The sequence below is a fragment of the Halococcus dombrowskii genome, from assembly GCF_022870485.1.
GTDB lineage: Archaea > Halobacteriota > Halobacteria > Halobacteriales > Halococcaceae > Halococcus > Halococcus morrhuae.
Genome location: NZ_CP095006.1, coordinates 314515 through 327444, shown reverse-complemented (window position 1 = coordinate 327444; position 12930 = coordinate 314515). Strand labels below are relative to the sequence as shown.

The following is a 12930-nucleotide window of genomic DNA, read 5'->3' as shown; positions in this document are numbered from 1 at the left end:
CATCCTCCGAAATTCTGGACAGGCTTATTCCAGATTATGCATAATCTGTAAACACGTGTTTCAACTATGTCACGGACAGCTTCACAACGGGAAGGAGAAATCGTTCGCGATTTCCTCTCGATAGCTGACCTCCTCGAACAGCCCCAGCTCGCCCGTGTCTACTCCTATCTCTATCGCGAGGGCGAGGCAACCGTCAGCGAACTCATCGACGAGCTGGATCTTGCACAAGGAACTGCATACACCTACGTGAACCAGCTCGCCGACGCTGGCGTTCTCACTCCTACGGCAGACAGCCAACCACAGCGGTACGCAGCCGTCGAGATAGAACTCACCTTGACCGCCAACGACGATCGTGAGTACACCATCTCGCCCGCCCTGATTGCCGCAGTCGCGCGTCGGCCAACCGATGACACCATCGACTCGTATATCGATCGGCACGGCGTGCATGGACTCGCAACTGCGCTTTCTCACACTATCGCTCGTGAGCAGGGCGAGACCACTCATCATCTTGTGGCCGATGATCTCGGTATCTCCGAGCTCGAAGCCGAACTGATCCTTCAGGCGCTTCGGCCGGTCGTTCACGGGCACTTCTCGCTCGATGATTCTGGGGCGTCGCTGGCAGACGTCGTTGATGCCGAAAATCTCGACGTGTGAGCGCGCTCCACATCGCGGACACGGGATTTTTCGTTGCAGTTGGCGATTCATCGAACGAGCGCTATCAGCGAGTACGGACTTTCGCCGAGCGCAACGAAATCACCTTCGTCGTCCCGAAACGCATCTACGAAGAGTTGACCGGAGCCACGGACAGCGAGAGCAGCGAAGTAGAAGCAATTCCGATCGATTCTGCTATCGACGACGGCTGGGTTCGCGTTGCTGATTCATTGGAATACACGAACCCAGTCGTTTCGAAGACGATGGACGGTATCCAACGATACATCGCGAACGCTGACGATCGCCCAGCCGACGAGGTCGAACGAGCCGATCCCGCTCTTGGAGCACTTGCCGCACAAGCACTCAGTTCGGGAAACGCAGCTCATGCCTACATCTACACGACCGATCTCGCTGCCGGTGAGGGGGCAGAAACTGTGCTTGCGAGTGAAGGGTACGACGACGCAGTAACATTCGTCAACGGCTTCAGGTTCATTGAAGATCTTGTCCATACGGAGTAAACGGCGAGTCGTATCACCAACCCCTCCGAGTGCCTGTGTCGTCGTGATGAGGACCCATAATCGCGAGTCAGTATTGCGTGTCAAAGACTACCGCTCTTGAGCCTGTCCAAGAAACACTGACAGGGAAATCGGATTCTGCGGGTGCTGAGCTCACATGACGTAGACCTTATCTAGCGGAAACTCCTGTATGGCGTAAGGATTCAGTCGTGACGTCCAACTTCATCCGATACGACCAAGATCAGCAACACCTCCTGCCGAAGAACGTCGCGGAGTGGGTCGAAGAGGATAGCCTCGAACGCTACGTCTCCGACGTCATCAATCATCTCGACAACGAGGGCCGACTCGATCCGTTCTATCCCGACGATCGGGCGGACGGCCGGAGTGGTCTGCGAAAGAGTTGACCCCTTAGAGAGCCTCTCTACGGTAATGAAGAACAATCGTCGCGGTCTATTGGTGAAGCATCTGTCGGGAGGTGAGCTTGATCAAGCGATTGCAGACGCTCAAAAATCGGACGAGACCCGTCTCGTCCGGCGACTCTGTTATGTGAAGAACCTCTACTACGGCGATACGCGCGAGGAAGCCGGCGACCACGTCGGAATCTCACGATCCACGACGCGGCGGTGGGCACGCGCGTGGAACGAGGGTGGCGTCGAAGGCCTCCGGCCGGGCTTCGGCGGCGGCCGGCCGCCGAAGCTCACCAACGAGCAGTTCGACGAACTTTGTGAAATCCTCAGAGAAGGCCAACCGTGGACGCCACGAGCGATTCACGCACTCATCGAAGACTGCTACGGCATCACCTACGATCCAGCTCACTTGAGCCGGAAGTTACGCGCGAGCGGGATGCACTACGCCAAACCACGTCCAATGGATCCGCGCAGTCCCGACGACGCAGATGAGATACTCGCCGAGCGCCTCTCCGAGGCGCTCGACGAGAAGGATATCGATGAACAGGAGGATGATCCAGTCGTTCTGGGTTTCTTTCGATGAAGCATGGCCACAACCGTTCGACAACTCTCAGCGGATGTGGTCGTACGACCAAACGGTAACGATCGAGAAACCGCTGGTGACCGCTCCGTGGCGCTCGTTCGGCTTCTATGCGCTGACCGGGAAGAGCACGCTCTCGTTTGGTGAGCGGATTAACAAAGAAACCGTTTGTGAGGCGTTAGAGGCGATCCGCGAGCAGAATCCGGTGGGGCGGATTCTGCTCGTGGCGGACAACTACGGTTCCCATCACGCGAAGCTCACGCAGGAACGGGCCGACGAACTCGGCATCGAGTTCGTCTTCATCCCACCGTATTCGCCAACGTTGAACGCCATCGAACCGCTCTGGAAGAGTCTCAAACGAGAGATTTCGCCAGAAATCTACGAGGACAAAGACCACTTCAGAGAGTTCCTCACCGAGACATTTCTCCGCTTGAGCCATCGGCTGAGCTTTGCGGTTGACTGGATCGACACGTTTCTCCCAGATGTCCAAAAGTTAGGCTGATCACTCCTGGCCGACCGCTCATTCGCCTGTGAACCCGACGCTCAGGAAGCGTGGGAGACGTGGCTCGACAATCACGACGATTCCTGTTTCGAATTCGAGGCAGAAGTCGTCGAAACCGAACAGAAGAGCCGCGACAAGCCCGGACGACCGCCGAAAGACTGGGGCCCCTACGAAACCGTCTACAAGATCGCCGCCAGCGTCCAGCGGGACGCGGCGGCGATCGCCCACCGCAAGAAGAGAGCCAGTTGTTTCGTGGTCGTCACGTCGTTGGAAGATTCTGAAGAGTGGGCTGGTGAGGACGTTCTCCAGGAGTACAAAGAGCAACAGGCGGTCGAACGCCGGTTTCGGGTAGTCAAAGACCCCAAACGCGTCGGGCCGGTCTTTCTCGACCGGCCCGACCGCGTCGAAGCACTCGGCTACGTGATGCTGATGGCGTTGCTCGTCTATTCTCTCATTGAACGACGCGCACGCGTGGCTCTACAGGGTGCGGATGAACCAATGGACCTGGCCGGTGGGCCGACGAGCTTTCGGCCCACCGGCCGGCGAGTGCTTGAACGGTTCGAGAACATGCTCGTATCGCGGGTCGACGGGAAACGGGAGATACCAGACAACGTTGACGTGCCGAAGCGAGTGCTTGAGCTGCTCGATCTTGATGTCACCGCATATGGCATCGAATCGGAAGAGTAAGCGCGGCCAGAGAGGCAGACCTCTCTGGCTCGCGCATTCATTTCTCAAAAATATCTATTCAACTACTGGAATTCCAATAAGGTATTATTTATTTAGAGATATCCAATATCACATGACAAAATCTACCATCAACTCGATCTTGATCATAGGGTTTGCTCACAAGAACACATTTGGGTGTCGAAAGTGGGGTGGTCACTGGCTCAGAATTCTTTTCGAGGGCGTCATCGATGGTTTGCTTGCTCGGTAGCCTTATCACGTCGAAACGGGACAGTGAGTGTGATTTGGATCGGGGACTCTCTCATCTCAACACCAGAGTAGTCCCCTTCCTTTCAGGTATCAGCTACGGCTTCTTGCCGACGGGTATCGTCCCGATTCTAAAGGATTCTGCGACGCGACCGAACGGATGCCACCGGTAACCAGATCCGCCAACATCTGTGGTGGTTATCTTTCGACGTTCTCCAATGCTTCGTGGAGCGGCCCCCGAGCAACCTTCGCCACACCCTCGATGGGAGTATGGGTCCCCCATTCCGGCATCGGCGTTCCACAGGCTGGACAAATCCGGACAGCGCGGTCCCGATCTCGTTGGATGTCCCATTCTTCGATGTCGCTATTGTCACCAACCCAGCCACAGTGACACTCATAGGTGATGTACGAACTGCTGAAACTCCGGCGTACGCCAGCGGTCTGCATATTATCTGTTTCGGCGACGGGTAATTATGTTTGTTGCTCGCGGTTCGAGGAGCACCCGCTCGCGCTTGGATTACCGGAACTGCGCAGCCCACTCCGCCGTTCGAAGGCCGCTGTTGAGCCGCCATTCGAGAAGTTGGTCGTGGAAGGAATCTCGTATCTCTCGGACTTCGGGGTCGTTCCATCGATTCATCCGCTCGTCAGGGTCCTCGTTCAGATCGAACAGTTGTCCCTCGTCATGGTCAACGAAGTGAACGAATTTCCAGTCATCATTACGTATCATTGTCATCAATGCAGTCTCTCGGAGGATTCCATCACGGGCGTGTTCGGCGAAGATACGATCGCGGCCGGACCACGATTCGTCGCCCTCAAGCGCCGGTAGGAGAGATTCGGCTTCCATCGTGTCGTCGATCGGGGCCCCGGCGAGATCAAGAATTGTAGGACCGAGGTCAAATAGCGAGATAAGTTCATCGACTTGATTCGACTCGAAGCGATCGGGCGACCACACTACGGTCGGCACCCGTACAACCTCGTCATACATCGTCCATTTCTGGATGTGACCATGGTTGCCGAGGGCTTCTCCATGGTCGGAGGCGAAGACCACGATGGTGTCGTCGTAGCCGTTGGATTCGAGCGCGCCAAGGATATTCCCAATCTGTTCGTCGATCATCGTGATATTAGCGTAGTAGTACGCCCGCTGTCGGTGACGTTGTTCCTCATCTGCATCGATTTCGTGGACTACCGAGTCATGATCGACCTCTGTATTGTGTTCACGGAGGGCCTTCAACGGTGCCGGCTGTCCGTCAAGATCCTCATGCGATACTTCCGGTAGCGGAAGTTCGCGTTCGAGATACGGTTCGGCATATTCCATCAGCGGGTCGTAGGGCGGATGCGGACCAGGGAAGCCGACCTCGACGAACAGAGGCCGGTCAAGCTTCGGCTGGCGGTCGAGCCAGTCGGTCACAAACTCTCCAACGAACACGTCAGGGTGGGCATCCTTCGGAAGTTCCCACTCGAACGCCCCAAGCCGTTCATCGTAGTCATCCCACTGGCGATAGAATTCGCGTTGTTGTTTAAGCAACCCCCGCGCCAACAGAGCGCGATCCCATTCATCGAGATAGAATTTCTCGCCAGGCAATCGTGGCTCGTCCGCCGGGAGCGGCGCGAGATACCGATCCTTGTTCTCAACCACATAGCGTTCGTCGTATCCCATTTTCGCGTCGTATGGTGCGGTGTGCATCTTTCCAACGTTTAGGGTATAGTAGCCGTGGTCAGCCAGATCCTCGACCCACGAATGGGTCCACCGATCCCCATTCCGGTAGATACCCGTGGTATGGGGATAATAGCCCGTGAACAGGCTAGCGCGCGAGGGGGCACACGAAGGCGCTGTGACGTGGCTGTTGGTAAACGATACCCCCTCGTTAACTAAGCGGTCAAGATTCGGTGTTTCCATGTACTCCGCTCCGAGGGCGTTGATGGTGTCGAAGCGCTGCTGATCGGTATTGATGAAGACGATATTCGGGCTGGCGGCAGCCATGCTATTCAAAAGACCAAGTGCTCTGAAAAGCATTCTGATCCTTCCGATAGCACGGGATCAGTGAAGCGCCCCACCGTTGTGGTCGTCTACGTGAGCGGGAACAAGTTCGCAAGGACGAGGATGACTATCAAGCCGATTATTGACGAGAGAGTCGTCACAACTGTCCACGTCTGGAGAGTCTCCTTTTGGGTCAATCCACCGATCTCGCTCACGATCCAGAATCCGCTGTCGTTGTACCATGAGAAGATCGCCCCACCAGTCCCAATCACGAGGGTAAGGTAGACGGGATTGACGGTGAGTTGGCCCATGAGAGGCTGGACGATCTGGGCAGTGGTGAGAACCGCGACCGTGGCCGATCCCTGAACCACCCGCACCGCGGCCGCAATCACCCACGCCGTAACCAACAGCCCTAGCCCGAGCTCCGAGAGTGTGCTTGCGATAACATTACCGATGCCTGAGGCAGCGAGGACGGCACCGAACGCCGAACCGGCCGCGGTTATCGCCGCAATGTTTCCACCTGTCTTCAGCGAGTCGGTGAGTTCGTCGGACCACTCTTCGAGATCGATATCCGCAATCCTGAAGTAGGTGATTGAAGCCACAATGGCTGCGATGGTGAGAGAGAAATTGGGGTTACCGATAAAGTTAGTGACCGCGGTCAACGTCTGATTCTGACCGAAGAACGTCGAGCTTGCAGTCTGGGAAGCTACCAGTACGACCGCGAGGATAATAGGTAAGAATGCCTCGAACAGCCCAGGCGTCTGCTCGGCGTTCCGGGTGTCCTTGTCGGCATCGAGATCGGCTAGGAAACTAGAGTCGCGAAGCGGAATCTCAATGCGCTCGTTAATAAAGTAACCGTAGCCGGCGCCCACGACGATCGCCGTCGGGATTGCGATCGCAGACCCAACGAGGATCGTGGTACCGACATCGACACCGAGAATGTTGGTGGCCGTCAGCGGAGCGGGCGTCGGCGGAACGTATCGGTTAGCTGCGCCTGCTCCGGCACCGATCATCACAACAAACAGCGCGTAGTTACGACCGTCGAGCCGCGTGCTCGCCGCCCACGCCAATGGAATGAGGAGATAGAACACGTTGTCGAAAAAGACGGGTATCGCGAGCACGAATCCGCTGGCGAACAGCGCCCACTCGATTCGCTTTCTGCCCGTGATTCCCGTGAATGCTTCGAGAATCCGGTTGGCCGAGTTGCTCTTCGTAAGAGATTTGCCGATCACCGCTGCCATCAGGATCGGTATTCCGATCTCGGTCATGGTATCTCCGAACGACGACGCGATCATCGAGGCGGTTTTTCCCAATTGGATCTGGGGGGTGAGGAGCGCGACGATGAACGACGCGACCAACAAACCGATGAACGGCGGGACTTTGAGCCGCACCAATAACACGACTACGACGATGACACCTGCAATGAACGCGACGACAGCGGGATTGACAGGTCCGAACTGAAGCAGTGAATTCATTCGCGTCTCGATCGAGGGGCACTTCCCATAATAATCATTCCATTCGATGGCTTACATATATGGCTCGACCATTAAAATTATAATTGGTTACCTTTCTTGCTTGGAGATAGTATCGACAACGCATCGAAAGCCGATATTGCCGGACGAGCTATCGGGCGTGTTTTTCGACCGTGCAGCGACGCGGTACCGATTGCACCACGAGTGATGGCAGAGGTATGATCCACCACGCATCACTCGTTCGGTCCCACTCGGAGGACCAGTCGGATTCGTCTGAGAGTACGCATCGGTCGTGTGGTAGTCCGAGCTAAACCAGTCGGCACACCACTCCCAGACGTTGCCCGCAACGTTGAACAGACCGAATCCGTTCGGCTCGTACTCAGTAACGGGGGCAGTACCGAGATAGCCATCCTCGCCGGTGTTGTGCTCGGGAAAATCGCCCTGCCAGATGTTGCAGCGATGGTCGCCGTCTGGTGTCAACTCGTTGCCCCACGGATATCGCTTTCCGTCCAACCCGCCTCGGGCAGCATACTCCCATTCGGCTTCGGTTGGAAGCCGTTTACCAGCCCAGTCGGCGTATGCGGCGGCATCGTTCCACGAGACATGCGTGACTGGATGTTTCAGAAGCTTTGTCGTAGCCACACTTGAAGCGGGTCCTTCATGTCGAAGCCAGTTCGCTCCTTCAACCGCGACCCACCATGGCGTGGCCTCGACATGCTGCATTACATGGTTATCGTCTTCAGCACTGGTAAAATCTTCAAATACGAACGACCAGCCAAAGCGTTCGGCATCGGTAGTATAGCCAGTATCGCGCACGAATTGGAGGAATTCTGCATTCGTGACAGCAAACTGGTCGATATAGAATGGGTCGATCGCTACATCGCGTGCTGGGCCTTCGCCATCAGCGGAAAATCCGACATTACTGTCGGTTCCCATAGAGAACGTTTCCCCACCAAGACGAACCATTCTCTCGATCCGTTCGTCTCCCTCTGATACCGGGGAGGTTTGCTGGGTTTGAACTCGGTCCGAAGATCGGTTCTTGTTGTGGTCTCGGGGAGCAAGTTCCTCGTTGCACGGGGGTGTACAACATGTAGAATCATTCTTCGTCATACTTCTCCTTCGTAAATGAGTAAGGAAGGGATTGTCGATAGTTCCCAACTGAGATCCCAGCAAAATCTTGGTCGCGTCGCAAAGTCCTCTAGACTTTGCCTCTGGTAGCCTCGACTGTGAGGTCACAGCTCATGGTTGTTTTGGTTGAGCGGGTGAGGAGTTCGTCGAAGAACGCTCGGTAGTAGTCTGGATTGGCGTATTTCACGAGCCTGAGTTGGAGCAACGCCTCTAATCCGGCCTCTGTCCAGCGCATCCACTGGTTCTTGCAGCGCTTGGCGACTTCTCCCATCGCCCGTTCCACGGGGTTCGAGGTCCACGGCACCTCGAACCCCTCAAGAGCCTGCTCGGCGAACGTCACTATCGACGGCAGCCACCGCCGAAGATACCCCGCAGCCTTCCTCGAACCGTACTGCGAGAGCTGCCACGCTGTCTTCTCAATGCGCTTGGTCGTTCGCGCGATCCGTTCGCGGATCGCGGCGAACTCTTCCTCGGGGCGGTGCTTGGCGACCGAGTTCTTCAGATGAAACACCTCGTCGATCACTTCTGTGACGATCTCGGTGCGTCGCTCCAGGGAAAACACGCCGTCATCCCAGAGGTTGTAGCCTAGCGTCCGGCCGACGTGGACGAGGTCGAGCTGATGCTCGCGGTTTTCGTTGGTAAACGCCGTGACGATACTGGTATCTGCGTCACTGACGACCGCAGCGTCGTCAGTGACTGCGTTGATATCGTCGAGAGCGGCTGCTGTCTCGTCCCAGTTAGCGTTGACCGACAGATCCAGCAAGGAGTGTGAGTCCTCGGCAGTATCCTCGCCAAGCGTTGCTTGGACGGAGTGGTATGAGCGGTCTTTGTCCTGACTGTGGCACTTCGTCCCGTCGGCGATGACAGCGTCAGCGTCCGTTCCGCCAACACAGTCCGGAAGGAATTGCTTGAGCTTGGTGCCGTACTCTTTGGCACGGCGGTTGATGGTATCTGGCGACGGCATCGAAACGAAGCCGTCGCCGTGATCGGCGGCATCTCGATAGCTGAGAGAGGTAGCGAGATCGACGCTCTTGGCCGCGATATCCTGTTGATAGCGATTCTGCCCGTCGAAGTCGATGACGTCTTCGACGGGCCGAAGATAGCTCGGTTCGTCGTGGTCAGCGGCTGTATCTTCGACGTAGTGGAGGTCGAACTCGTGCTCGCCGGCGGTTGTAACGGCTGTGCGGGGGTCGGTGCCGCGGCGCTGGAACCGCTTATCACCGTTGCCGTGGGCGTATTTTTCACCACAGAGCGCCTCGACGCGGCCCGCGTCGAGGCTCTCGACCAGTTCTTCGAGAAGTACCGATTCGATGTTCTGGTCGGTGACGAACTCGGCGAGTACGGCGAGCGGTATGGTTTTGTCGTCGTCGGTACTGAGTTCGAACCGCACGTTGATTTCAGCGTGCATGGGGTGGTCTCGGTTTGGTCACCAGAGACAACCCCTTCCTGAGGGGAGTCAGTTGCTACCGAAGTCTAGACCGCTTTGCGACACGACCAAAATCTTGGTCGCGTCGGAAAATCATTCAGAGTTCACCACCGTTCGCCGTGACCGACACACTACATCGTAACTTCCGTGGGTTGATCGATGGAGGAGATTATCGAAGAACTCGCGGTAGCGTTCGGGGTCAGCGTATTTTGTGAGGCGCAACTGCAGCAGTGCCTCTAACCCCTCTTCGCTCTATTGCATCCAATCACGCTTGCATCGTTTTGCTCGTTCAACAGGGTTTGAGGTCCTAATCAGGAGTTCAGAACGACAGTTTGTGTGCATGAGACGCGCGGCTAACCGCGGCGGGCCTCTAACCACGAGTGGATGTCACAGAAGACATCCGAGTTCGAGCCGGCGATCAAGCGGCTCGAACGCCAAGCCGCCGAATCGATCCACGAAGACACGAATCTCCTCACAGTGGTCCGTGAGTTTGACCTCAACGCAGTTGAGATCTACGAGTCCAGCGAGACCGTCTGGAACGCACGCTACGGCTACGAACCGATGATTCGGGCGTTCTACTGCAAGGAGCTCGCTGGCTTCACCACCGAGGAACTTCACAACTACCACTCCCACGCCGAGCGTGCCCGCACGCTCGGCTTTGACCCCAGCCACTTCGCCGCTGGGAAGACTGCACCGGGGCGAACCACGCTCGGACATGCGTAGCGCGAACGCTTTTCCGACCAGCTCAAGACGTTCATCCAGACGTCCGCTGAACGTATCCTCGGCGTTGCCCACAAAGTGGGCAACCCACTTGGGATGCGCGCTCTCGAACCTGAGGACAAGAGCGGTCTCTCCAGCCGGTCCGAACAGCGTTACATCGACGAAAAAGCGAAGAAGGTGACGCAAGCACTGTGTGAGTACGTCTTTCCGGCGATGGATCTCGATAGACCGGACGAAGGAACGCGGTACGACGGTGTCACATTCCTCGAACTGCAGAGATACCTCGGATTGACGGATACAGCTGCCAACCAGGGAACTCGACTGTTCAACGAAGAAACTACCCGTGAGAATGGTGGTCCAGATAGCGACACTCACCTCCACTACATCAAGCGACTCGACGCGATGGAAATCGCGTCGATGGTGAACGGAGCGATCGCAGAGATGGTGGACGTTGGTAGGAAGTACTACTCGATAGATCGCCACGTCGACGTGGCGATCGATATCACGTATATCGCGTACTACGGTGATCGCGACGAGTTCCAGATGAGTACCGGCGCACCATCCAACAAATCCTACAGTTGGTGCTACCAGATGGCGACGATCTCGATCGTCGGCGAGGAGGTGAAATTCACGTTGGGGATGCGGCCGCTGCTCCGCCGCATCCCCTATATGTCTCGGGCGGTTCTTGTCGAGCAACTCCTCGACATAGCGAGCGAACACGTCTCGATCGGGACGGTGTATGCCGATGCTGGCTTCGACAGCATCGGCGTGATGCATGCGGTAGAAGAGGCCGGTTTCTCCTACCTCATCCGGAAGTCGTCGGACGACCGAGTCGACCGCTTCGTGGATGGCATGAATCACGACGTTGCCGTGAAACAGACCCACGAGATGGAGAAAACCATCCGAGGAGAGACGGTGACGGTCACCCCGACGCTGGTCGGGGTTCCCTCGGACCGCAAGGAGGATGCGACGGTAACGTTCGTGACAAATCTGACGGTGAGTGACGCGACGAAGGAAGCACGAGGGCGTACGCGCCGCGTGATGCGGCGGTACGCCCGAAGATGGGGTATAGAGAACAGCTACAAGTCGATCAAGGATTTCCTCACGTGGATGACCTCACGGAACACTGCCGTCCGCGTGTTCTACTTCGGGTTTGCTGTGATTTAGCCCGTTGCACGGTTTCGAAATCAGCTTGAACATATCGAAGAGCAGTCACTAACGCCAAAAATAGTCACATTCACTAGAATAGAAGTCGGATCAATGGTATGGGGACCAGTCGATCCGACGCCTACGGTAATACTGTCTCTTCGCATAAGACCACCGTTCGTGAGTACCTCCGATTCCATGACGAGGTCGCTTCCAAAGCTGACCTCCGCGCCGGCACCGACGTGCCGGCGTGGTATATCGACCAAATCGCCTCCACCAACACTTTCTACACCTCGTTGAACCACAACAGGGAGTACGTCGCCAGCAAGCACATCATCGGGCAACGTTCTACTCACGACGGCTTCTGGCGACCCGAGGTGGATGACGGCGTCGCCGTCTTCCACCGCAAGGAAGACGCCAAGCCGACGCTCAAACACCTCGTGTTCCGCCGTCCATCCGAGCTGACCGCATCCGAAGCAAACGACCTTCTCGGTCGTCGCTCCTACCGCCCACTCCAGAAGCTCGCTGACCAACAGGAAGTACACGCCACGGAGTGGCAAGACACCACAATCTACACTCACAGCTGGCCGTCCCTTCGGGACGACCAGCTGGCTCAGCGTGAAACCGACCAGCCAGCCGATGTCACTCCCGATGATCCTGCTGACGACGGCTACCTCTACCGTGACGAACTCGTTGCGACCTTCCTCTCGGTTGCGGTCTCACAGATCCAGTCAATCTCTCCCGAACGAGCTGCTGCACTCGTCCTGCGGCAGTTCGAGGGCGACTCCTTCGACGCCCTCGAACGCCGTCTTCAGCGCAATCATTCGTTTCGAGAGGCTCTCGACTACACCGAGCCAGAGGACGTCCCGGATGGGACGTCGCTCTGGCGGGCCTTCGACGAACTCCATCCAGATGAACTCCGAGACTGCCTCCAGTCGATGTGTGGCGAGTTGCTTGCCGATCACGAACATGGCGGTGAGTTCGTCGTCATCGATGGAACGCACATCGCGGCGTGGGCAAATACGCGTGATGAGATCGAAAATGGCGAAGTTGAAGGTGCGAGCTGGGGGAAACACGAAGGATCGTTCTACGGGTACAAGGTGTTTCTCGTGGTGGATGCGGCAACAGAGCTGCCGGTCGCCATCACGATGGAGACCGGCAAGAGGAACGACAGTGCGGCGTTCGAACCGCTCGTTGAGGAGTTCAACGAGCGGTACGACACTGACGATCTCCAGGCAGCCCTCGCCGATGCCGGCTTTGACGGTCAGGCTAACCGCGACTTCTGTCAGGATCAGCTCGATTGTCGCTAGTTGTCCACTCTATCGATAACGGTGGCAGCAAAAGCCCGGTTCCACACCGGAGTGACGTCGAAAACGAGGCGAAGAATCCTACGAACGCTATGGAGGAGCCAGCAAATATCGGATCACATACGTATCCCTTCCGTGGCTGCCACTGAGATCACTCCCAGAACAGAG

The 12930-nt window shown here is 56.8% G+C and carries 10 protein-coding genes and 3 pseudogenes; 8 read left to right on the top strand and 5 right to left on the bottom strand.

The genetic code is table 11. The features are described 5' to 3' along the window. The first annotated feature begins 66 nt into the window (after nt 1-66). From MUK72_RS15940 to MUK72_RS15920, 6 genes and pseudogenes are all read left to right on the top strand, one after another. Nucleotides 67-654 (top strand): winged helix-turn-helix domain-containing protein, encoded by a 588-nt coding sequence (locus MUK72_RS15940; protein ID WP_244705611.1) that lies wholly within the window; start codon nt 67-69, stop codon nt 652-654. Then, complete coding sequence (locus MUK72_RS15935; protein WP_244705609.1) at nt 651-1169, top strand: PIN domain-containing protein; 519 nt, start codon at nt 651-653, stop codon at nt 1167-1169. The genes MUK72_RS15940 and MUK72_RS15935 overlap by 4 nt, the downstream gene beginning before the upstream one ends. 206 nt (nt 1170-1375) lie before the next feature. Then, nucleotides 1376-1570 carry a hypothetical protein gene (locus MUK72_RS15930; protein WP_244705607.1) on the top strand — a complete coding sequence of 65 codons (195 nt, stop codon included), beginning with the start codon at nt 1376-1378 and terminating at the stop codon, nt 1568-1570. 25 nt (nt 1571-1595) lie between these two features. After that, the gene (locus MUK72_RS20465) at nt 1596-2156 is read left to right on the top strand and encodes an IS630 family transposase (RefSeq protein ID WP_425311088.1); all 561 of its coding nucleotides are present in this window, start codon (nt 1596-1598) and stop codon (nt 2154-2156) included. Next, nucleotides 2062-2655 carry an IS630 family transposase gene (locus tag MUK72_RS20460; protein ID WP_425311087.1) on the top strand — a complete coding sequence of 198 codons (594 nt, stop codon included), beginning with the start codon at nt 2062-2064 and terminating at the stop codon, nt 2653-2655. Before MUK72_RS20465 ends, MUK72_RS20460 begins: the two co-directional genes overlap by 95 nt. 6 nt (nt 2656-2661) lie before the next feature. Then, nucleotides 2662-3342 (top strand): annotated as a pseudogene (locus tag MUK72_RS15920) (IS1634 family transposase); the annotation flags it as partial. A 760-nt stretch (nt 3343-4102) separates the two neighbouring features. Here MUK72_RS15920 and MUK72_RS15915 read toward each other — a convergent pair. The 5 genes and pseudogenes from MUK72_RS15915 to MUK72_RS15895 form a co-directional block, all read right to left on the bottom strand. Continuing rightward, the gene (locus tag MUK72_RS15915; RefSeq protein ID WP_244705605.1) at nt 4103-5566 is read right to left on the bottom strand and encodes a sulfatase family protein; all 1464 of its coding nucleotides are present in this window, start codon (nt 5564-5566) and stop codon (nt 4103-4105) included. 86 nt (nt 5567-5652) lie between these two features. After that, nucleotides 5653-7038: a GntP family permease gene (locus MUK72_RS15910; RefSeq protein WP_244705603.1), complete on the bottom strand. Its 1386-nt coding sequence runs from the start codon at nt 7036-7038 to the stop codon at nt 5653-5655. Between the two features lie 87 nt (nt 7039-7125). Next, the gene (locus MUK72_RS15905) at nt 7126-8145 is read right to left on the bottom strand and encodes a formylglycine-generating enzyme family protein (protein WP_244705601.1); all 1020 of its coding nucleotides are present in this window, start codon (nt 8143-8145) and stop codon (nt 7126-7128) included. 88 nt (nt 8146-8233) lie between these two features. Beyond that, nucleotides 8234-9571 (bottom strand): ISH6 family transposase, encoded by a 1338-nt coding sequence (locus MUK72_RS15900; protein WP_244705599.1) that lies wholly within the window; start codon nt 9569-9571, stop codon nt 8234-8236. 115 nt (nt 9572-9686) lie between these two features. After that, nucleotides 9687-9895: pseudogene (locus MUK72_RS15895) on the bottom strand (ISH6 family transposase); the annotation flags it as partial. Nucleotides 9896-9973: 78 nt separating this feature from the next. Here MUK72_RS15895 and MUK72_RS15890 point away from each other — a divergent pair. Beyond that, nucleotides 9974-11473 (top strand): annotated as a pseudogene (locus tag MUK72_RS15890) (transposase); the annotation flags it as partial. 101 nt (nt 11474-11574) lie between these two features. Next, on the top strand, nt 11575-12765 hold the full coding sequence (locus MUK72_RS15885) for a transposase (RefSeq protein WP_244705597.1): 1191 nt from the start codon (nt 11575-11577) through the stop codon (nt 12763-12765). Nucleotides 12766-12930 lie beyond the last annotated feature (165 nt).